The sequence below is a fragment of the Flavihumibacter sp. UBA7668 genome, from assembly GCF_002483205.1.
Classification (GTDB): domain Bacteria; phylum Bacteroidota; class Bacteroidia; order Chitinophagales; family Chitinophagaceae; genus Flavihumibacter.
Window position 1 is genome coordinate 712311 of sequence record NZ_DLHM01000004.1, and the last position, 21170, is coordinate 733480.

The window sequence follows — 21170 nt, forward strand, 5'->3', positions numbered from 1 at the left end:
TTTCGGATGTTTACCTATTGAATAACGACAGGGTAGGTTTTTTCCGGAGTTTTAAGATAATAGAATCCCGATGCTAACCGATCAACCGGAAGGGCATTTCGTCCTGCTGGCAAATCTCTGGTTAGGAGCAGCATTCCCAAACCTGAATAGAGTTGAATCGTTGTCGGGTGGCTTGTTTCCAGCAGTAATTGTTTTGAAATAACCGGATTGGACAAAATCTTAAAGCCGGAAGTGTTTTGACTGTTTTGAATTTTGATAACGTCTGTCCGGCTTTGACGGCCATCCGTATCTCTCTGGGTTATCCGATAAAAATTATTTCCCGGTACTGGCTGCATGTCTGTAAATCCATACTTTCTGGGTAAGGATGAGGTACCTGCAGCAGGAAGATTGCCTATAGCTTTCCAATCGTGGCCATTATTACTTCGCTCTACCAGAAAATCCAGCGTTTGCTGTTCCATAGTGGTCGTCCAGGTAAGGTGAACTTCTTTTCCTTTCAGACTGCCACTGAACCCTGCCCAGCGAACCGGAAGAAGTGTACTCCACGTTATCGGACCTGAAACTGCAGGTGTTAAACTGGTTGAATTAAAGCGCAGGGTATGGGTATTATTTCCGCTGGATGATAAATCATTAAAATAGGCGATTCCATTTGCATCGGTGTATCTGGTGAACGTACCGGCAAGAACTCCATTTCCTGTTTCCAGGCTTGCAGTGATGGCTACATTTGCCTGGAATACCGGTTGATTAAAACTGTTTAACAATCTTACCTGAAATTCAGGATTCATTGCCACATTCGTCTGGTAAATAGTGGGTTGTGAATGCACGCCGAGCCTTGATGGCAAACTAACCGATGGTTCATTAAAGGCTACAAAAGCAGGGTCCGCCTGTCCGCTCGTAGTATATACCAACTGAACCACCTCTGTATAGTTTGAAGATGTAATACCAAGCTGAGACAGATCCAATGCCAGCATTCTGATCGGACGAATGGTGTTGATATAAGAATTGAGTGTTTGTGTACTATTCGGGTTATAAAAATCAGCTCTCCAATTGGCTAACCTTGGAAAATTAACTAAACTGTTTAGATTAAATGTGAATTCCGTTCCCACTGTACCACCACTGCTGTTGATGAATTTCATTCTGTCACCATTATTACTTGGGTCGGCAATTTGAACAAATAAAATATCCGGAACGCCATCGCCAATTGCAGCTGCAGAAATTCCACTTGCACCTAAATTAAATTGCAAAACTGATCCGGCAGGAATATTAGCAAGACCTGTTCCCATATCTAACCCGTTAATCCCATCCGTTAAAAAGGAGGAAAGTACGGCACCGCTAATGGGACTTCCCTGAAAAGGAGCCGCAGAACTATTATTAACACCCGCATTAATTCCGTCATATAGTTGACCGAGACCTACAAAATAATCTCCGCCACTTGTAGGTACATTATTAAGAGGAATTGCACGAAAAGTTTGCGGAAGAAAACTTACTCCATTGGCAGTTAGTTTGGCATCATCAACGCCGGTTGAATAGGTGACTCCATTGTAAACAAAACCTAATAAATTATGGCTATTATCCGGTAATATAGAATTTAATTGATTGGAAGCGGAGGTATAATATCCGTTGAAATCAGAGTAGAACCTGGTTACCCTTGCCTGGGCTAAAAGTATTTGTTGCAGTAGCAACAGCCAGCAAATAGATAAAATTTTTTTCACAATGGGTACGATTAACTAAGTGGAACTCTGTAGTAACGATACAAAATTGCACTTATTATCCAGCCCTGTGAATGTTTTTCGATGATAGACCTAAAATTTTCTTTAAATGGAATGAAATGGAAGATTAGCCGATTATTTCATGTGGATGGTCATTTTTTTTAACTGCTGGTTTTGTAAAACCAGGCCTTCTGTTTGTCCCTGCCAGCTGATGGATTGAATAATAGTAAATAAGTCAGCCAGGTTGCCGATCGGCTGACCATTTAACTCCCGGATGATATCCCCACTTTTCAGTTTGTTTTTTTCAGCCAGACTTCCGGCTGGCACATCAATAAGTAATACTCCATTTTTATCAGGTGAACCTGAAGCGGATTGCTCTCCTAATGTTTCAATATTTTTTATGGTGGCACCCAGCCATTCATTTAATTGTCCGGGTACCTGGGTTTTAAGCTGAGCTATTTCTTTGATGGGTGGTTGAGCTGTAATTTTTTTAAGGGAGGGAGAAATCACTCCAAACTGATCCATTGAGAAATTTTCAAAACCCGTTAATAAAACAGCTGACTCTTTTTGCACCGAGAAATCACCTGGAAATCTAAGATTAAATGCCGGATCACCAGTTCGGCTATGTAAATCGGTGTTCGATTTTTGTGCAGCCTCTAATCCCTTGGGTTGTATAAAGAAATTTGAATCAACCTGCAGCCCCCAGTTGCGGATCCGGATTGGAGCATAAGGATTGGTAACAATATTTTGGGTGAAAATATCTTTGCTGTCTGCATACCAGACATGTGGATGAAAACTGTTATTGATTAGAATATTATTTCTGACTGTTCTATTATACCCTTCCCGTAATTTAAGTCCGCCGTTTAGACAAAGATTATTGTAAATAAAATAGTTACTACTACCATCATCCAGGTCAATATCCCAGCCATGTTCGCAGTGGAAGCGGTTATTCCGCAGCGTTATGGGTTTAATTATATCGAGGAAGGGCAGGGCCGGATTAGTTGTTACCCGCTCATCCACCTGTTCGATGGAGGGCACCCAGTACCGATCTCTTCCCCATGAATTGAAGGCACCATGATCGCCGGATTCCAATACAGTTCGAAAAACATCATTGAATTCCACGAGATGCCCACCCCAACAACCGTCACCGATATTTATACCGGCCCTTGGAACATCATAGATGGTATTATGCCTGACTGTGATGTCCATTGCCATGCTGATTTGTATGCCGGCAACCTGTTTTTCGATTTGCCCAATTGTATGAATAAGGTTATCATGGGCCAGGCAATTTGAAGGAAATTGATTTGTTTTAGGACCGGGAATCAGGTCCAATTCCTCTACTTTTTGTTGTTCTTCATATTGGAACAAAGGTGATCGAACAGCAGCTGGATCTCCAACAAATGCAATCGCATTTCCACCAATTTCATAAATATGATTCCCTTCAATTTTGCAATTTCTGTTATAACGACTTACAAAAACGGCATGTCCGCCCAATTGATGAAAGCTGTTGTTTTCAATCTGAATATTTTCGGAGCCTTCCACCAATATTGCCCCGGAACGGTTGATGGTCCAATCACTTCTTAAAAGCGGCTCACGGGGATGCATAAATGTACGGTTGGTTCCAGTAAAAACAAGATTCGACAAGTGTACAGCACGAATTGGTGTGGCCTCCGTTCCTTCCAGGTGTATTAATTTATCCAGGTGTGAAAGTTCGAGCCTCGCTTTCGAAAGAGAGTTTCCATCCGGCGGCAAAAGATAAAGTATGCCTTTCCTACTGTCATAAAACCATTCCCCGGGAGCATCGAGTTCCTCCCAAATATGTTCAACAAACCGATGTTCTGAATGCATGGGAGATGGACGGTTATTTTGCCATCCGCCTTCCAGCACAAGGCTGTCTGGGGTAGCTTTTCCCAGAATTTTATAATGAAAATCGCCCCATTCCGCCTGATGTAAAGCATGTACATAAGCTCCTTCAGGGTTCGCCCATTGTTGAATTCTTTTTTTGCTGAGAGCATCGGATGAAGTACCCATAAAAAATCGGGCATTTGAATCTATATTGGGATAACGGGCCATCGGTAAGGCATTACCGTTGAAATATAATTGATCCGCTTTTATTCCATTTCCAATGAATGCTTCCCAAATTCCATTTCTCCAGGGTTTCCAATCAGGGCGTATGCGTTGTGCACCACTAAGGATGGATTTTTTCTCTGAAGATCCGGTAATATGTAAACGATGCCCGTTAAGAATTGCCGGATTTATAAGGAGTGTTGATTGGAGGTAATGAATTCCGGGACCAAGTACCAGGCTGATATCTCCTGCAGGCGCGTTTCGGATTTTTGATAACGCATATTCAACCGTTTTAAAGGGAGCTACTTTGGATCCTGAATTGGTGTCTTTTCCATTTATATCTATATACCAGGTTGTCTGACCAAAACCATGAAATGATAGCGACATTATTAGAAAGCACAGAAATCGTTTCATACTACATTCTTGAAAGAACTGAATATAGGCTCATTTTTTAAAGCAAAGTTCAAGTAAATTAGCAAAACCTTTACCATGATTCTCCTTGGCAATATTTTACTGCTTCTTGCCAGTTTATTTTACTTCGGGCTATTTATTGTTTTATATGTCGAATCCAAACCGCATGGGGATGGATTAATGGGATATGGATGGGCAGTGATCTTATTGAATTTAGGGCTGATCCTGTCGATGCTGCTGGTTTCTCTATTGATTGCATACAAGGGTGGTCTTAACTGGATTAAAGGTAGTGTCTGGACAAAATTTGGCTGGACCAGTCTGGTGGTGTTAGGTAGTCTGCTAACTACTGCATTTTGTGCCTTAATGAAATATGAACCAGGCCCGCTGCCTGTTTTCTTTAAAGTTATTTCAAGTTTAGGTCCGGCTATTATGCCTCCATTGTTAATACTTTCCGGATTTGTTTTATTAAATCCGGGACTGCTATCCATGTTTCCTCATTCCTTCCTAAAATGGCCTTTGTTGTTGCTGGCTTTTTATGGTGCAATTGGACTTTTATCCGGCATAGTTGCCTGGGGTGCTGACGCAATCCGTCAGCAGAGCATCTCCAAAATCTACCAAAAACAACAGTATTCTTCGAACCAGCAGCGTATGCTTAATGACATTGACTCCTGTGATGTTTTGAAAAATATGGTTTTTATACTCGTTTTTACGGATGCCAACCAGCAGACGGAAATTCGCAACAGAGCTCTTGAGAAAATAAAAACACATCCAGACTGGCAGGGTGAAATGATTCGACTAATACATACAGAATGGGCTCCTGAAGTGTTTACCTTTCTTGCTTCAAACGATGTGGATGACCTATCCCGGTTTACGGAACCGGTTCGGCTGGGATTTCTTCAAATGTCAGTAGTAATAAGAAAGAGAATTCGATCCAGTACCCATCCTTCTCATTTTTATAAAGGAATGTTCAATTGGGATATGGAGCAGGTTCTTAAAACGGCAGAACGCTTCAGAACCCCTGTGGTCAATTACAATAAAGAAATAAAAGAAATACGAGAGGCATTGAATGAACCTAGTGAATGGGAGAAACCTGCTTTTGATTGCGTGCCTGCTTTAGACCGGTATATCAGGAAAACTGAACAAAACTGATGAGCCGATTGTCTCCTTATAAATACACTGTTTAACCGAAAAATATGAAAAAAATCTGTTTGGCGATAGTAGTGCTTTTGCAGTCGTTTTGGGCGATGGCTCAGGTAGATGCATTCACTACCAATAAAGGAATTCTTGAAATTCAGCCGGTATATCATGGTTCCTTGTGGATGAGCTGGAATAATCTCCGGATTGCAGTAGATCCCTATGGAGGTGCGGAACGGTATCAGACCATGTCAGCGGCAGATATCATCCTAATAACAGATATTCATGGTGATCATATGGATAGCAGTACACTGGTAAAACTAAATTTGACAAAGGCGACCATTATTGCACCAGGGGCGGTAAGAGATCGTTTAATAAAATTTCTGTCTGCGGAACAAAAAATCAGCGTACTGGCAAATGGAGATTCGATGGAATTGAAGGGGGTAAAAATAAGCGCGATTCCTATGTATAATTTACCGGATTCACCCAATGTACGTCATCCCAAAGGAAGGGGAAATGGGTATGTTCTCAATTTGGGAGGGAAGCGGGTATATATTTCCGGAGATACGGAGGATATTCCGGAAATGAGATCCCTCCGTTCTATTGATATTGCCTTTCTATGCATGAACAAGCCTTATACAATGGATGTGGAACAGGCTGCCAGCGCAACGCTTGCTTTCCGTCCTGCCGTTGTTTATCCTTTCCATTTTCGCCAACCGGCAGGGTTTAGTGATATAAAAGAGTTTGCCCGACTTGTAAAAGAAGGAAATCAGGCAATAGATGTACGATTAAGGACCTGGTACTGATAAATTAATACCTAAATGGGGAAAGGATGACCAACTGGGTATTCCTTTCCCCGTTTTTATTGGTTTCATTCTATTTTTTTTTGTGAATAAGATATGGCACAATCGTTGAATTAAAGGAGTGAACCTAATTACAAACAGTCATGAAAACAAGTCACTATTTAATGATTTTAAGTGTAGCTGCCACTTCTATGGTAGCTTGTGAAAATAACAGCGCAAAAGATGAGCAAATTGCAGCTGATATTGAAAATTATGTTGATTCCGTTTCTACCAATGTCTCTAATTACAGCAAAGAAACATGGGATGAAATCAGTACTTCCTACAATGCTAAAAAAGCGGAACTGAAAGCAGAAGGCAGAGAATTGTCTGCAGAAGTAAAAGAAGAACTTGCTGATGCGGAGCAAAAATTTGAATCATTGAGAGTAAAATTTGAATCAAATATTAAAGCCGGCGAGTCAAAGCAGGCAATGCGTGATGAACTTTTTGGGACAGGTAAAGTTGGAAATGATATGTCATTTTCCTGGGTAACAGCTGCCAATGCAAAAGATGTGTATGTGAATTTTGTCAATACGGTTGAAAAAAACAAAGAAAGATATACCAGGGAGGACTGGGATGAAATCAAAGTATTGTATGAAGCGCTGGACAATAGAAAAAATGAAATAGAAAAAGATTTGCCAGGCCCTGAAAATCGTGAAATAGCCAAGCAGAAAGTAAAATTCGCAAGTATAAAAGCTGTGAATCGGGTTACTGCGAAAGTTGAAGAAAATACTGATTCAAAAAATTAAGTATATAAGATTTTAGCAGGACGGTTGGTTTTGCCCCTTATCTGAAAGGATAAGGGGCTTTTAGTTATAGCTCCTTTGCAATCAATTCAGCAATATCCAATACCTGCATACTATCTTCTTTTTCTTTAGTTTTAATACCATCCGTCATCATGGTATTACAAAAAGGACAGGCTGCTGCAATAATGGAAGCACCTGTTTCAATGGCTTCTTCCGTTCTTTCCCAATTTACCCGGGTGACTCCTTTTTCTTCTTCCTTAAACATCTGTGCGCCGCCAGCACCGCAACAGAGGCCATTACTCCGGCAACGCTTCATTTCTACCAGTTCAGCATCAAGTGCTTCAAGAACTTTACGGGGGGCTTCATAAATCTGGTTGGCTCTTCCTAAATAGCAACTATCATGAAAAGTGATTTTTTTCCCTTTAAAAGCACCGCCATCTTTTATTTTAATTTTTCCGGTATCAATCAGTTCCTGTAAATAGGTAGCATGATGTACAACATCATATTGCCCACCTAATTCTGGATATTCATTTTTCAAAGTATTAAAACAATGTGGACAGGTCGTAACAATTTTTTTGATTCCGTAATTGTTTAATAGTTGAATATTCTGGTAGGCCATCATCTGAAACATAAACTCATTTCCGGCTCTTCTCACCGGATCACCCGTACACATTTCTTCCTTACCCAGAATTGCGAACTTAACTCCGACCGTTGTTAGAATATGGGCAAATGCACGGGTAATTTTCTGTGCCCGCTGGTCAAAACTTCCGGCGCAACCCACCCAAAAAAGGATCTCTGGTTGTTCTCCGGATGCCATCAGCTCAGCCATCGTTGGTACCTGCATAGAATCGGTATTTTTTGTAAATCTATACGAATTGATTTGAAATCTCCTTTTTAGTGTAAAGGCTAAATTGACTAATTTGCTATAAACATTGGTGCAAATGGGGGTGGAGGAACAGTTACTGCTAATCCGAAATTACAATCTCTGGTCAGATGTATCGGACAAAGAATATGAAGAATTGAATCTTATCCATCATTTTATTGAAGCAAAACGAAACGAATACCTCTATTTTGAATCTCACCTTCACAATAAACTCTACTTTCTAAAAGAAGGTTACATTAAAATTGGTTATATAGATGAACAGGGCAGGGAAGTGGTTAAGGAAATAATCAGGAAGGGAGAGGTCTTTGGTCAGATAACACTTGAACGAAATAACTTACACGGGGAGTTTGCCCAGGCATATAAAGGTGATGTGAGTCTTTGCGCATTTAATATTGAAGAATTTGAGCGTTTATTACAACAGAAACCAGGGATAGCATTACGGTACAGTAAGCTGGTTGGACATCAATTAAAGAGATTGGAAAATCGGTTGGTAGGATTGCTTCATAAAGATGTAAAAACCCGCTTAGCCGGATTTTTACTGATGTTGATGGAAAATGAAGCGGTTACAGGCAGATCTGTCAATATTCCTAATTATTTACGCCATGAAGATATTGCCAGTTTGATTGGTTCCTCCCGGCAAACAGTTACGTCTACTATCAATGAACTGGAGGCAACCGGCTTATTGTCCTTTACACGTAGCGCTATTCTAATTCCGGATGTTAAAGCCCTGCAAAAGCTGGTAGCTGTCGGCTAGCTGACAAGATTCCTTCTTGCTGGTGTCTAGTTTTATGGAATCAAACACCAGTAATGAAATATTTCATCAGTTTTGTTAGCACAATCATTATATCAATTCTGGCTACCGCACAAGCGGGTACCAGCCACTGGAACATAGAAAAAGGCCGGGCCTTGCAGGGCTATGATGCCGTCGCCTATCATGCCCAGCAGAAGGCAGTCAGAGGAGATACCCACTTTGCAATTACCCATAGAGGAGTGGAGTGGCTCTTTTCGTCAGCAGCCAATAGGGAAGCCTTTAAAAAAAAACCGGCTGCCTATGAACCGGCCTATGGTGGATGGTGTGCATTTGCCATGGGTGATTATGGAAAAAAAGTGGAAGTAGACCCGGAAACGTTCAAGCTCATAGACGGAAAACTTTACCTCTTTTACAATAAATACTTCAATAACACCCTGGTCAGCTGGAATAAGAACGAAACAAATCTGAAGGCAAGGGGAGATGCAAATTGGGAGAAAATTATCCGTAAATAAAAGAAATCAAATCAGTATGAAAAAAAGCTGGGTTCAATGGATATGCCGCCTGGTTGCAGCTATTCTCCTGTTTCAAACGCTTTATTTTAAATTTACTGCTCACCTGGAATCGGTCCTGTTATTTACCCAATTGGGCATTGAACCATGGGGCAGAATACTAACCGGTATACTGGAATTGCTTGCCTCTGTTTTGCTTTTGTTGCCGGCATTTACAAGATTCGGTGCATTGCTCGGCGTTGGCCTGATGTCGGGTGCAATTTTTTCTCACCTTACTGTTTTGGGAATTGTTTTTAATGGAGATGCGCTGCTATTTATATATGCCTGTATTGTTTTTATTTCCTGCATAGTATTAGTGTGGTGGGAAAAAGATAAAATTCTTCAACTACTCTTAAAAAACAAACAGTGAAAACCAAACTGCTTTTGTTGGGATGCATTCTGTTTGTAATGGCTTGCAGAAAATCTGCTGAAACACTGCTACAGAGTTAATTGAACTGATACCTGAAGAGGCAGAACAACTTGCAACCGGTTGTTCCGGAAGATTCAACAGATCCCGGACCAGATCTCCCAGATTCCAAAATTGTATATATGAAACCATTTCTGCTTATTTTTCTATTGTGCTGCACCATAAAAATGAAAGCGCAACAAAAACTCCGTCCATCATTTGATCTGACGGTAGCTGCCGGCTCTTCACAGGGAATCCTGAGCCTGGGTGCCTGGCATCACTGGAAATTTGGTAAAAAACAACGTCTTGAAATCGGCCTGGGACCAAGAATCAGCGCTTATTCCGGATCAAAAAAAGATTTTTGGACGGCACCTGCCTCCATTTCAAGAGGAAGTACCACACCATTTTTAGTTGTTTTTTCATCACAGGAAACCCAGCACTGGGATACCCTCACCGTACAGCGTCCATTGGTAGTTTCATTCAATGCAGCCATACAACTGGCCTATCGGATTAGTCCAAAATTCAGGGTGGGTGTTAATATTGACCTGATTGGTTTGTCTGTTGGACGAAATTCCCCGGCTATTTTTACCACGGATGGTCAGCAGCAATCGGTTGAGGCCAAACCACTTTCATTAAATTTATTATTGACGGGTGATCTGGATAAAGGGTCCCTTAATTCTGAGTTTTTTCTTACATACCAGCTTAACGACAAATGGGGCTTGCGGGGAATTTATCAATTTTATTTTGCTGAATACCAAACACGGGTTGATATTCAGGAGGTTCCGGAACCGAATGATCGCTTCCGTAATAAGGCAAATCTGTTAGGACTGGGATTAACTTATTCCTTAAATTAGGGGGTATGATAAGAATGCTGGTATCGATCCTGCTCTTTTTGCCAATATTACTGTCGGCGCAGGTATTAAAACCAATGGATGCAGCCGGAGCCGTTACATTTACAATTAATAATTTTGGCTCAGGGGTTGATGGAAGTTTCAGGGGGTTGAAAGGGAAAATCGAATTTAATCCGGATAAGGTAGCTTCTTCCTCCATAATGGTTACGGTTGACGCTGCTACGATTGAAACAGGTATCAATATGCGAAACCGCCATTTGCGGGGTGATAAATATTTTGATGCCGAAAAATTCCCCCTAATTTCCATTGCCGGTTCTGATTTTAAATCCACCGGATCTCCGGATACGTATAATATGACTGCAAAACTTACCATAAAGGGCATCAGTAAGAGCTTTTTGCTGACCTTTACCGCCCGCCAACAAAAAGATGGCGTTCTTTTTGAAGGTAGGTTTAACATTAACCGGAGAGATTTTAATGTGGGGGGAGGTAGTATCAGTCTCTCGGAAGAAGTCCGGGTTCGGTTAAAAGTGCTTGCGAAACAATAAATCATATAAGAAATCCGAAAACGTAGTAAAAAAGAGTAAATTCGAAACCAACATTTTATAATTCATGCATTTACAGTTAGCTGTTCAGAATGCGTTTGGTCAAATGACAGATGTAATGGATCAATTGACCAATGCCCAATACACCCAATCTTGTGAGAACCTTTCCGGTGCTACCATTGGTCAGCATACCCGTCATATAATCGAGATGTATCAATGCCTGTTAACAGGATTGCAGAACGATATGGTTAATTATGAGTCCAGACAACGTGATATCCGAATCGAATGTGATAAAGACTTTGCCGCAGCTTTGCTGGCTGAAATCGAGGCGTCCATTAATCAGCCTAACAGAACCCTGAAATTGTATGCCGGGTTTGATACCGATACGCATGAGCAGGTTCAGCTGGATACCAATTTTTACCGGGAGATTGCCTATAACCTGGAACATACGATCCATCATATGGCACTGATCAAGGTTGGTTTGCTGGAGCTTTCCGGAATCAGGATTCCGGATGGGTATGGTGTCGCTTCCTCCACTATAAAGTACCAGCGGTCATGTGTACAGTGAGTTTTATTCCTGTTCCGGGAGGCGCTTTGATTTGTTCTAATCGGGATGAAAAAATTCAAAGAGCAAGGGCTCTTCCTCCCAAATGGTATCAGGTAAATGGAACCAGCCTGCTTTTTCCCAAAGATCCGGAAGCCCAGGGCACCTGGATTACCATGAAACCTAATGGGCAGATGGCAGTTCTGTTAAATGGCGGATGGGAAAAACATATTCCCGTTTATCCATATAGGAAAAGCCGGGGACTCGTATTTCTTGAAATCTGTTCAGCAGATCAACTCCTCGATGGGTTCGAACAGGTAAACCTGGATCAGATTGAACCCTTCACCCTGATTGTTTTTCAGGATGGTGTGCTTCAGGAAAACAGGTGGGATGGAAGGTCTAAATTCAGTCGCTATGTATCTGCCAAAGAACCCCATATCTGGTCCTCCGTAACGCTTTACGAGGATGCCGTAATACAACGCAGGAAAGCCTGGTTTAACGACTGGCTGACAAATAATCCGGAGCCAACAGCTTCCGCTATCCAGTTGTTTCATCAGTTTGGAGGAGAAGGAGATAGTTCCATTGATTTGCGTATGAACCGCCGGAATGAAATGCTAACGGTAAGCATAACCTGCATGGAATGGCACCAGGAAAATGCCTGTATGTATTATAGCGATTTACAAAGCCAGGAGCAATTCGAGTGTAGACTCGACGCTTTCACCCTATCTGAAACAAGTTCATGAGCCTATTGAAGAAGGTGCTGAACAGACCCTTTTTTATCCGGTTGTTCAACTGGGAATATTGGTCTTTCGCTGCCGTTTATATACCTGTTGTTCCGGTTTGGTTTTATTATTGCCTTCGGGCAAGATCTTTTTTCTTTTTTTCTGCCTCCAATCCAACCATTGAAAACGGTGGGTTTTTGATGGAATCCAAAAAAAAGATCTATGACCTGATACCTGCAGCGTTTTATCCCAAAACAATATTGGTAACATTACCCGCTGATCCTGATGAAGTGATGGCGAGAATTCATGCATCCGGACTTCAATATCCGTTAATAGCCAAGCCGGATATTGGTGCAAGAGGCATGGGGGTGCGGAAGCTGCGAAACGCGGCTGATCTTAGGGCTTACTGCCAGGAATCTCCGCTTGAATTCCTGGTGCAGGAATATGCTGATCTTCCACTGGAAGCTGGGATTTTTTATTGTCGCCTGCCCGGAGAAAAAAAAGGTCGCATAACCGGTATCGTTAGTAAAGAGTTTCTTACGGTAATTGGTGATGGTATTCATACCATTCGAGAATTATGCCAACAGGAGAAACGATTTATCCTGCAATTGGATGCGTTGCAAAAAATGCATGGAGATGCTCTTGATAAAGTAATCGCCAAAGGTGAAAGAAAGGAATTGGTACCTTATGGCAATCATGCCCGTGGTGCAAAGTTTATTGATGATACCTTTCGTGCAAGTGAAGCTCTTCAACAGCAAATAGACCTGATACTTCAACAGGTAGACCGCTTTTATTATGGCAGGATGGATATCCGGTTCAGAACCTGGGAGGAATTGGAAGAAGGAAGTGCATTTTCCATTATAGAATTAAATGGTGCAGGCTCCGAACCAACCCATATGTATGATCCCCGTCATTCAATTTTTTTTGCCTGGAAAGAGATTATCCGGCACTGGGACTGGTGTTACCGGATCAGCCTGCTGAACCATAAAAAAGGCATACCTTATATGAGTTTTGCGGAGGGGGTGAAAATGTTCCGCGACAATGCTCAGTTTGAAAAAACAATTGCCCAATTATATGTTTAGATGATGTTTTCATGGTAAATCTGTTTTTCCTTTTTGTTGCCGGACTTTTAATAAGTTTTCTGGGCAGTCTTCCGCTTGGAACACTGAATATTACGGCCATGCAGATTGCGGTTCAGGAAAACGTTCGGCGATCACTTTATTATTCAATAGGAGTGGCATTGGTTGAATTGATTTATGTGCGTTTATCATTAAAGGGAATTGATTGGATTCTCGCTAACCAAACTGTATTTTATTACATGGAATGGGCAACAGTGGTGTTGTTTGCTGTACTGGGGATAAGCAGCCTGTTGGTAGCCAGAAAAAAAAACAGCGAGGCGAAACCTGTTTTGCTGAATAATCAGGTAAACAGGTTTTGGCTGGGTGTTTCGATGAGTGCCATCAATCCGGTTCAGATACCCTTTTGGTTTTTATGGAGCAGTTACCTTTTCAGTACTAAACTCCTTCAGTCGGATGCTCTTCATTTTAATATTTATACCATTGGAATTGCGTTGGGAACCATCAGCGGATTGCTACTGTTTATTTTTGGAGGCAAATGGCTGGTAAAACGAATCAATGCCTCACAAAGGGCAATTCATCTGGCAGTAGCAATCGTCTTTCTGCTGTCATCTGCCATACAGTTGGTGCGGGTTTTAAATAAACCAATGCAGGATAGGCTTAAATCAACGTCTTTTTCAAAACAAAGCCGGTTGGATGAGATTGCTGGTAAATAAGTTGTTCTTCTCCAATTTTCGTGTAACCATGCCTGGTATAAAATGCCTGTGCACGGGTATTGGGAACAAAAACATGTAACCAGGAATTTTCATACCCTCTTCTTAATGATTCGGCTTCAGCTGCATCCAGCATTTTTCCTCCCCAGCCGCCTGACTGGTGGGCTGTCTCCAGATAGAACCTGGCCAGTTCAAATCCTTTCGAATCGGGTTTTGCAAGTTCGAGACTTGGAGGTGCCATCCGTAAGCAGCCTACAACTTGTTCCTGAAAATCTAGTACTATATAAAAACGGTCTGGCCGGGCCAGGTCTGCAGCAATGGCTTCCGGAGAATAAGCCTGTTTGCAAAAGCTTTCGAGATCTTCTTTTACAAAACCGGACTCATGTACCTGATAAAATCCGGAACTGCAGATAACAGAAATGGCCCCTGCATCAGGGGCCATTCCGAATCGAATACTATATTGATTCATTGTGTTAGAATTGCACCCCTTCGTTCATGTTTTGCATATTCTGCATATCGCCCTTAATATTCTTGCGCTTGAACAAAGAAGTATCAAATTTACCAAATCTCCAGCTGAAATTCAATCGGAGAATTTGTGGATCACGCAGTCTCCAGGTATTTTGTTCAAACCCGGGAGAAGCACTGTACTGGTCATAAATATTGGTTCGGAAGATATCATTGATTGCCAATGTCAGGTTGGCTCTTCTTTCTTTCAGGAATTCATACCTAAGGGCAGCTTCCACTTCATACCGGGGACGGATAAACCCCTGTGCTGTAGTTTGCGGTCCACCAAACATGAAGCCGCCGCCACCGCCACCACCCGGAGGGAGGATGGTTTTTGAGGTATAACTTCCACTTAATTGAAGGGTTAATTGCTTGGCCAGTTTGATGCTGTTATTCAGTTTAAAGAAATAAGAAGTAATAGCTTCCTGGTTGGGAATACCCGGCTGGTTGGCATTGATCTTTGATTGGTAAAGGTTAAAATTGGAAACCAGTTCCCACCATTTGGTTATTTTATTTCTGCCAATCAATTCAAGTCCGCCAATTTGGCTGTTATCCGCATTGATATAACTGATAATCAGTTCTTCATTTCCATTAAAAGGGTTTTCCATTTCAACCTGGTTTCTGGTAATCAGGTTGGTGGTATGTTTATAATAGATACTGGCAATTAATGAATTTCCAGCAGCGTATTTTTTCTGGTAGCTCAATTCAAATGAGGCAGTAAACTCCGGGCGCAGGTTGGCATTACCTCTGGTAAGGTTCAGCGTATCGGAATAATCGGTGAAGGGGAATAACTGGAAAAAATTCGGGCGGTTGATGCGACGTGTTACATTAAAAGCAAGTTCGTCGTCATCCGTTAGCTGATAGGTTAAGAATGCACTTGGAAACAGACTTAACGGGAAATTATTACCATAACCCATGAGCGTATCCTTACTGCCAGGCGGAGGGGTTGTAGTCAGTACTTCGCCGTCATATTCAGAGCTCTCTGCTCTTAAGCCCAGTTGATAACCCAGTTTTTTCCATTTATTGGTATAGGTAACATAACCGGCATATACCCGATCGGTATAGTCAAACTGGGAGGAAAGGGATGGAATAAAAACAGCATTTCCATTTCCATCAACCAGACTGATATTATTCACACTTTCCTGGTTCCGGATATTTACCCGTAATCCGGTTTCCAGTTTCGATGTAGCCGTTAATGGGTTGGAGAAATCGGTTTGAAAGGTAATGTTGGAACTGTTTCCGTTTCCGGTATTCAACTGGCCAAAACGACGTTGAATACTTCCGTTAGGAGCCGCAAGCACATCATTATTGATGGTGGTATTATTGTCGTTTTTGCTGCGATTGTAGTTGATGTCGGCAGTTAATTCACGGCCGGGTTTGGTAAAGAGTCGTTTGTAATATACTGAAGAACCGATATTCCGGAAGGAGCGTTCTCCATCCGAAATACGCCTGCTGAAACTGCTTTTGGTATCACCAGGAAACAGGCTGTCGGTTTGAATTGCACTTTCATTTTCGAAATTAAAACTCCCCCGAACTGCATTAACCGAGAAACCTACCGTATTCCGGTTATTCATAAAATAATCCAGCCCGGCACGGCCAAACATGAACTGACCTTTATTGACACTGTAATCATCCTGATTCAGGTCTGTTACCGGATCCTTTATGAAAGTGGTACGCGATGTATTACCTTCTGAAATTGATTTACGGGTACGGATATTACCACTGGCAAACATATTTACCTTTCCCTGCTTCACATTGATATCTGCCCCACCGTTTGGCTGCCATCGGCTATCAATACCTGCACGGATGCTTCCATTGTATCCTGCTTTGCGATTTTTCTTAAGTACAATATTCAAAATGCCTGCAGTACCACCAGAGGCATCAAATTTTGCGGAAGGGTTGGTAATCAGCTCTACGCTTTCAATTGCATCTGCGGGAATTTGGTCAAGCGTAAGTGTGGTTGGACGGCCATCCACAAAAATTTGAGGAGCGGCATTCCGCATGGTAACACTGCCGTCAATATCAACCTGTAAAGAAGGAATATTCCGCATAATATCTTCCGCTGTATTTCCAGTAGAAACCAGGTTTTTGTCGACATTGTATACTTTACGATCAATTCCCATCGACATAAGAGGTTTGGATGCGGTAACAGTTACGTTTTCCAACATTTTTGGGTCGGCTTCCAGTTTGATATTACCCAAATCCTTGTCAACTCCGGCGAGCGCTTTTTGCATATCTCCACCGGTCATATTAAGTTCAAAGCCAACTTTCTGCTCTATTGTTTTAAAGCCGATTGCAGTAATTACCAGCTTATAGGTAGCCGCAACCGGGAGGCTTTCGAAATTGAATTCACCCCGGCGATCGGTCAGCATTCCGGCAATAATGGTGTCTTTTCTTTTTTTGGTAGCGGCATCAAATTTGTTCTGGATGAGCTGGACAGAAGCAGCATCAACCCCTTTATTATTCGATGCATCAATGATCCGGCCATAAAAGCGCCCGATATTCATATTTCCTGCGCCACCACCCGGACGGCCTCCGGGAGCGCCCATTCCTGCGGGCATTTGGGCATAAGTAATAGATCCTATAAAAAGGACCAATACTGCCAATACATGTTTCATTCGACTGTTTTTTTCTCTGAGTGTGCGCAAAGTTCTGTCATTTTGGGTGATTGAACGTTGCGATTGGTATGAATGGTATAAGACAACTGAAGACTTGCCTGGTTTAAGAATTCAGGACAAATGGAAGAATTCCGGTTTAAATGGTAATCAGCCGGCTTAGTTTGATGCGAGCCAGGTTATGGCGATTTGTACCAAACCAATCAGGAATCCCAAAACAGCTCCCACGATTTCAACAAATCGGAATTCTTTAGCCATGATCTGGTTCAGGATTTGTTCCAGTTTATCGGAGGAAAAGGAACGAACCTTCTCAACCACAATTTTTTCAAGATCGAGCTGCTCCTGAAGTGTACCCATGTATTTTTCCATGATTACAGGAAACAGCTGTTGCAGTTCCTCCATAAAAATGCCTTTTAGCTGCGCAATGGTTTTATCCCCTATGAACATACTGATCATTGGCATCGCTTCTTTAAGCTTTACCCGGAGAAAATGATCGATATGCTCTTCCACATACGGAGTTAACCGGTTCAGGTTGTCGGGGTGCGTCAGTTTACCGGCAATTTCATCAAAGGACAATAGTTCCTGACTTACCAGTTTACCCAGTTTTTCAGCAAATTGTTCCTGCCTTTTTGGGAATATGCCCTGAATCGTAAGACCAAGAAACTTTTTAGGTTCACGTGGGTGAAATAACATTTTGATAGCGATCCAATTGGTAAACCATCCAATAAAGGCTGAAATGAGCGGTAATAATAAAAGCCAGAGTGACATAGTAATAAAATTAAAAATCCCCCACTGTGTGGGGGATGAGAGGGAGGCTGATGGGTTTCGAACCCACGACCCTCAGAACCACAATCTGATGCTCTAACCTACTGAGCTACAGCCTCCATGCGTATTATCGCAGGTGCTTTTTTCAAAGCGGGCACAAAAATAGGTAAAAATTTGAATCCTTCAGCAAGTGAAGAAAAAAATGTCAGAAACCACTCATCATAATCCAATGTTAATTGGTTTTCACGGCAACAAGGCTGGTTGTTTTATCGTTATTTTTGATACAATGCAAAAACTGGTGAAAATTATGTTTAATAAAAGAAGCTTACCTGTGCTGGTGGTCCTGCTGAGTTGTGCCCTGTTTATCGGATTCCGCTCAATGGGAACCAAGCATGCTGATCCCCCCGGCAAATATGAAAAGATTTTACACAATGTGGGAGATATCCTGCAGCAGGTGCATTATAGTCCCCAGCAGATAAATGATGAATTTTCGAAAGAAATTTTTTCGAAGTATATAGCTACGGTTGATGCGGAGAAAAACATGTTTCTGCAGTCGGATGTGCAGACCCTGAAAAAATATGAGCTTAAGATTGATGAAGAATTATTGGGCGGGAAAGTGGAATTTGTTCCGGCTCTTTCCGAAATCTATAAAAAAAGAGTACAGGAAGCAGAATTGCTGACGAAAGAAATACTTGCCAAACCGTTCGAATTTCAAACGGATGAGTCAATCATCCGGGACAGCGAAAAACTTGAGTATCCGAAGAATTTAGAAGAGAAAAAAGATCGCTGGCGCAAGCGCTTGAAATATATGACACTGGAACGCTATGCAGATATGGTGGAGAACCAGGAAAAGAATAAGGGTAAGGAAGGGTTTAAGCCGCAGTCAAATGCTGAAATGGAAGCTTCGGCCAGAGATGGGGTGGCTAAAGTTGTTGCCCGTATGTTTGATCGCCTGAAATTGAAATACAACGATGATGAACGCTTTAACCAGTTTGTGAATGTGATCACTAATAAAATGGATCCGCATACCACTTTTTTTCCTCCCCGCGATAAACGCTACTTCGATGAGCAGATGAGTGGTCGGTTTTTTGGAATTGGTGCTTCGCTTACTCTGCAGGAAGGAAATATTAAAATAGCATCTGTAATTACTGGTTCTCCAGCATGGAAAACCAATGAAATTACAGTGGGAGATGTGGTGTTGAAAGTAGCTCAGGGAGCTAATGAACCGGTGGATCTGACCGGCTTTGACGTGGAAGATGCAGTTAAAATTATCCGTGGAAATAAGGGAACGGAAGTCAGGCTCACGCTCCGCAAAGCAGATGGTTCAGTTAAAATTGTTCCAATCATCCGCGATGAAATCGTACAGGATGAAAGTTTTGCCCGTAGTGCTGTTGTTGGAAATGGTAAAAGCAAGATCGGCTATATAATGTTGCCTGAGTTTTATGCTGATTTCGATAATCCAAGAGGAGCCAGGAGTGCAGTGGATGTTGCCAAAGAAGTAATTAAACTGAAAGAGCAGAAGGTAGATGGAATTATTATTGACCTCCGTAATAATGGCGGTGGCTCTTTATATGATGTGGTTCAGATGGCTGGCTTGTTTATTGAAGATGGTCCTATTGTTCAGGTTAAAGACCGGGATGGTAAACCCAGTGTATTGCGCGACCGTGACAAAAGTGTATTATATGATGGTCCACTTGCGGTTATGGTAAATGAATTTAGTGCGTCAGCATCAGAAATCTTTGCTGCTGCTATTCAGGACTATAAACGCGGTGTGGTAATAGGAAGTACGTCTACCTATGGAAAAGGAACGGTACAGCGCAATATCGGTCTGGATAAAGAAACCGGTATGTTCAGTTCCAATAGCGAACTTGGTACCATTAAACTCACCCTGCAGAAGTTTTATCGGATTAATGGCGGTTCAACTCAATTAAAGGGAGTTAGCTCTGATATTGTTGTTCCGGATGTTTTGGAGAAAAGCAAACTGCGTGAAAAGGACGATCCAACAGCATTGGGATGGGATGAAATTGCCAAGGCAGATTATTCTACCTGGAAATCGCCGTACGACCTGAATCAGGTGGTTCGTAACAGTCAGATGCGGGTAGATCAGAATCATTCCTTTAATCTGATCAAAACAAATACCGATTGGCTTGCTGAGCAAAATGACCGGGTATATTCCCTCAATTTACAGAAGTTCCGGGAAGAGAAGAAAAAAGTGAATGCTACCGTTAAACAGATTGAATCACTTTATAAGTTAAACAATGAACTGGAAGTGGAAAGCATTCCTGGTGATGAAGAAAAATTTGCAACCGATCCGGATAAATTAACCCGCTACAAATCCTGGAAGAAAAATCTTCGCAATGATATCTACCTCGATGAAACCATCAACGCAGTAAATGATATGATTTACCAGCAGAACCTGGCAATGAAGAAGGGAATTGATAGCAAACTGGATAAATCGAAGCAGGAGAATTGAGGAGGAAGGGAGAGCGGAAATGGTAGAAAGGAGATGGGAGAGGGGAGAAGGGAGAAGGGATAAAGGTAACGGAGAACAAATCGTATAAAAAAAGACCGGATTTTTCCGGTCTTTTTTTATTATGTGAGTAGGGCGTGCTGTTCGATTTACAAGACCTGTTAGTTTGTTAGGTGTAACGTCTGTAATTGCATGCAAAACAAAATATGGAGAATTTTCCAATACAAGAAACTGTCCCTGGATTCTGCCGGAAGTTTTATCCTATACAAGTAAGTTGCCTTCTCTTCTCACCTTTCACCTTTCACCTTTCACCTTTCACCTTCTTTACAGGTATCGTTCTTTGATTATATTCATGTGGTGTTTCGCATGACCGGCCAGAATAAAGCAAATTGCAACAGCAGAAACAGGATGGTCACTTGCGGTGCCCTGCGCATTCAGTTGTTCTTCTGTAAATGCTTTAATCATACGCAGATTGCTTTTCCTGAGTTGCCTGAGTTCCTTCAGCATATCTTCCCAGCCCCTTACTGCAACATTCGCATTTGCAGCATAGGAGTTTTCATCAAAACCGGGTAATGGAGTAGGATCCAGTCGGGCAATGCGTAAAGCACGGTAAGCGAAGATTCTTTCTGCATCTATTATATGCTGCAATACCTGCTTAACAGTCCACTTGCCTTCGGCATAAGCATATCCGATTTTTGCCTCGGGGATTTCATCAAAAAATGCAAGCAGTTCTTCCGTATTCTTACGAAGCGTTTTTCTAAGATCCTCCGTTTTTACCAATTTGATATAGGTGTCGTAAAAAGGGGCATTAACAATGTTGTACACAGTAGTTGGTTTATGTTGTAAGTATCACCGGTCAGGTGGCACCCGACCGGTG

Annotated in this window: 20 protein-coding genes and 1 tRNA gene; 13 read left to right on the forward strand and 8 right to left on the reverse strand. The window is 41.9% G+C overall.

The features are described 5' to 3' along the window. Positions 1-14 precede the first annotated feature (14 nt). A complete protein-coding gene (locus B2746_RS11020) occupies positions 15-1709 on the reverse strand; it encodes a hypothetical protein (RefSeq protein ID WP_290793524.1) in 1695 nt (564 codons plus the stop codon). Positions 1710-1841: 132 nt separating this feature from the next. Next, positions 1842-4160, reverse strand: coding sequence for a PDZ domain-containing protein (locus B2746_RS11025; RefSeq protein ID WP_290793527.1), 2319 nt, complete (start codon positions 4158-4160; stop codon positions 1842-1844). Between the two features lie 102 nt (positions 4161-4262). Here B2746_RS11025 and B2746_RS11030 point away from each other — a divergent pair, with 102 nt between their 5' ends. The 3 genes from B2746_RS11030 (at position 4263) to B2746_RS11040 (ending at position 6906) form a co-directional block, all read left to right on the forward strand. Then, positions 4263-5333 carry a hypothetical protein gene (locus tag B2746_RS11030; protein WP_290793530.1) on the forward strand — a complete coding sequence of 357 codons (1071 nt, stop codon included), beginning with the start codon at positions 4263-4265 and terminating at the stop codon, positions 5331-5333. A 44-nt stretch (positions 5334-5377) separates the two neighbouring features. Further along, positions 5378-6124: an MBL fold metallo-hydrolase gene (locus B2746_RS11035; protein ID WP_290793533.1), complete on the forward strand. Its 747-nt coding sequence runs from the start codon at positions 5378-5380 to the stop codon at positions 6122-6124. A 140-nt stretch (positions 6125-6264) separates the two neighbouring features. After that, on the forward strand, positions 6265-6906 hold the full coding sequence (locus B2746_RS11040) for a DUF6565 domain-containing protein (RefSeq protein ID WP_290793536.1): 642 nt from the start codon (positions 6265-6267) through the stop codon (positions 6904-6906). A 64-nt stretch (positions 6907-6970) separates the two neighbouring features. Here the strand turns inward: B2746_RS11040 and B2746_RS11045 are convergent, their stop codons facing one another. Beyond that, positions 6971-7747 (reverse strand): (Fe-S)-binding protein, encoded by a 777-nt coding sequence (locus B2746_RS11045; protein ID WP_290793537.1) that lies wholly within the window; start codon positions 7745-7747, stop codon positions 6971-6973. A gap of 97 nt (positions 7748-7844) precedes the next feature. Between B2746_RS11045 and B2746_RS11050 the strand changes: the two genes are divergently transcribed. The 9 genes from B2746_RS11050 (at position 7845) to B2746_RS11090 (ending at position 13942) form a co-directional block, all read left to right on the forward strand. Then, positions 7845-8540 (forward strand): Crp/Fnr family transcriptional regulator, encoded by a 696-nt coding sequence (locus B2746_RS11050; protein WP_290793541.1) that lies wholly within the window; start codon positions 7845-7847, stop codon positions 8538-8540. A gap of 53 nt (positions 8541-8593) precedes the next feature. Continuing rightward, positions 8594-9049: a YHS domain-containing (seleno)protein gene (locus B2746_RS11055; protein WP_290793544.1), complete on the forward strand. Its 456-nt coding sequence runs from the start codon at positions 8594-8596 to the stop codon at positions 9047-9049. A 16-nt stretch (positions 9050-9065) separates the two neighbouring features. Then, positions 9066-9455, forward strand: coding sequence for a DoxX family membrane protein (locus B2746_RS11060; RefSeq protein WP_290793547.1), 390 nt, complete (start codon positions 9066-9068; stop codon positions 9453-9455). A 179-nt stretch (positions 9456-9634) separates the two neighbouring features. Beyond that, positions 9635-10345: a hypothetical protein gene (locus tag B2746_RS11065; protein ID WP_290793550.1), complete on the forward strand. Its 711-nt coding sequence runs from the start codon at positions 9635-9637 to the stop codon at positions 10343-10345. A gap of 5 nt (positions 10346-10350) precedes the next feature. Beyond that, positions 10351-10887: a YceI family protein gene (locus B2746_RS11070; RefSeq protein WP_290793554.1), complete on the forward strand. Its 537-nt coding sequence runs from the start codon at positions 10351-10353 to the stop codon at positions 10885-10887. A 64-nt stretch (positions 10888-10951) separates the two neighbouring features. Next, complete coding sequence (locus B2746_RS11075; protein ID WP_290793557.1) at positions 10952-11452, forward strand: DinB family protein; 501 nt, start codon at positions 10952-10954, stop codon at positions 11450-11452. Continuing rightward, positions 11440-12171 (forward strand): NRDE family protein, encoded by a 732-nt coding sequence (locus B2746_RS11080; RefSeq protein WP_290793560.1) that lies wholly within the window; start codon positions 11440-11442, stop codon positions 12169-12171. Before B2746_RS11075 ends, B2746_RS11080 begins: the two co-directional genes overlap by 13 nt. Beyond that, on the forward strand, positions 12168-13232 hold the full coding sequence (locus tag B2746_RS11085; protein WP_290793563.1) for a hypothetical protein: 1065 nt from the start codon (positions 12168-12170) through the stop codon (positions 13230-13232). Before B2746_RS11080 ends, B2746_RS11085 begins: the two co-directional genes overlap by 4 nt. An 11-nt stretch (positions 13233-13243) precedes the next feature. Further along, a complete protein-coding gene (locus B2746_RS11090; RefSeq protein WP_290793566.1) occupies positions 13244-13942 on the forward strand; it encodes a LysE family translocator in 699 nt (232 codons plus the stop codon). Here the strand turns inward: B2746_RS11090 and B2746_RS11095 are convergent. From B2746_RS11095 to B2746_RS11110, 4 genes are all read right to left on the reverse strand, one after another. Beyond that, positions 13887-14408: a GNAT family N-acetyltransferase gene (locus tag B2746_RS11095; protein ID WP_290793569.1), complete on the reverse strand. Its 522-nt coding sequence runs from the start codon at positions 14406-14408 to the stop codon at positions 13887-13889. The genes B2746_RS11090 and B2746_RS11095 overlap by 56 nt on opposite strands. 4 nt (positions 14409-14412) lie before the next feature. Then, on the reverse strand, positions 14413-17061 hold the full coding sequence (locus B2746_RS11100; protein ID WP_290793572.1) for an outer membrane beta-barrel protein: 2649 nt from the start codon (positions 17059-17061) through the stop codon (positions 14413-14415). 156 nt (positions 17062-17217) lie between these two features. Continuing rightward, positions 17218-17826 carry a DUF445 domain-containing protein gene (locus tag B2746_RS11105; protein WP_290793574.1) on the reverse strand — a complete coding sequence of 203 codons (609 nt, stop codon included), beginning with the start codon at positions 17824-17826 and terminating at the stop codon, positions 17218-17220. A gap of 42 nt (positions 17827-17868) precedes the next feature. After that, a tRNA-His gene (locus B2746_RS11110) sits at positions 17869-17942 on the reverse strand. Between the two features lie 167 nt (positions 17943-18109). Between B2746_RS11110 and B2746_RS11115 the strand changes: the two genes are divergently transcribed. Next, entirely contained in the window at positions 18110-20296 is a 2187-nt protein-coding gene (locus B2746_RS11115) for a carboxy terminal-processing peptidase (protein ID WP_290793577.1), read from the forward strand. Positions 20297-20617: 321 nt separating this feature from the next. Here the strand turns inward: B2746_RS11115 and B2746_RS11120 are convergent, their stop codons facing one another. Further along, complete coding sequence (locus B2746_RS11120) at positions 20618-21118, reverse strand: DinB family protein (protein ID WP_290793579.1); 501 nt, start codon at positions 21116-21118, stop codon at positions 20618-20620. Positions 21119-21170 lie beyond the last annotated feature (52 nt).

Coding starts and splice junctions, on each gene's coding strand:
- B2746_RS11105 (WP_290793574.1), bottom strand. CDS start 17,826: ATGTCACTCTGGCTTTTATTATTACCGCTCATTTCAGCCTTTATTGGA.
- B2746_RS11035 (WP_290793533.1), top strand. CDS start 5,378: ATGAAAAAAATCTGTTTGGCGATAGTAGTGCTTTTGCAGTCGTTTTGG.
- B2746_RS11065 (WP_290793550.1), top strand. CDS start 9,635: ATGAAACCATTTCTGCTTATTTTTCTATTGTGCTGCACCATAAAAATG.
- B2746_RS11025 (WP_290793527.1), bottom strand. CDS start 4,160: ATGTCGCTATCATTTCATGGTTTTGGTCAGACAACCTGGTATATAGAT.
- B2746_RS11085 (WP_290793563.1), top strand. CDS start 12,168: ATGAGCCTATTGAAGAAGGTGCTGAACAGACCCTTTTTTATCCGGTTG.
- B2746_RS11045 (WP_290793537.1), bottom strand. CDS start 7,747: ATGCAGGTACCAACGATGGCTGAGCTGATGGCATCCGGAGAACAACCA.
- B2746_RS11070 (WP_290793554.1), top strand. CDS start 10,351: ATGATAAGAATGCTGGTATCGATCCTGCTCTTTTTGCCAATATTACTG.
- B2746_RS11040 (WP_290793536.1), top strand. CDS start 6,265: ATGAAAACAAGTCACTATTTAATGATTTTAAGTGTAGCTGCCACTTCT.
- B2746_RS11060 (WP_290793547.1), top strand. CDS start 9,066: ATGAAAAAAAGCTGGGTTCAATGGATATGCCGCCTGGTTGCAGCTATT.
- B2746_RS11055 (WP_290793544.1), top strand. CDS start 8,594: ATGAAATATTTCATCAGTTTTGTTAGCACAATCATTATATCAATTCTG.
- B2746_RS11075 (WP_290793557.1), top strand. CDS start 10,952: ATGCATTTACAGTTAGCTGTTCAGAATGCGTTTGGTCAAATGACAGAT.
- B2746_RS11090 (WP_290793566.1), top strand. CDS start 13,244: ATGGTAAATCTGTTTTTCCTTTTTGTTGCCGGACTTTTAATAAGTTTT.
- B2746_RS11115 (WP_290793577.1), top strand. CDS start 18,110: ATGCAAAAACTGGTGAAAATTATGTTTAATAAAAGAAGCTTACCTGTG.
- B2746_RS11030 (WP_290793530.1), top strand. CDS start 4,263: ATGATTCTCCTTGGCAATATTTTACTGCTTCTTGCCAGTTTATTTTAC.
- B2746_RS11080 (WP_290793560.1), top strand. CDS start 11,440: ATGTGTACAGTGAGTTTTATTCCTGTTCCGGGAGGCGCTTTGATTTGT.
- B2746_RS11100 (WP_290793572.1), bottom strand. CDS start 17,061: ATGAAACATGTATTGGCAGTATTGGTCCTTTTTATAGGATCTATTACT.
- B2746_RS11050 (WP_290793541.1), top strand. CDS start 7,845: ATGGGGGTGGAGGAACAGTTACTGCTAATCCGAAATTACAATCTCTGG.
- B2746_RS11095 (WP_290793569.1), bottom strand. CDS start 14,408: ATGAATCAATATAGTATTCGATTCGGAATGGCCCCTGATGCAGGGGCC.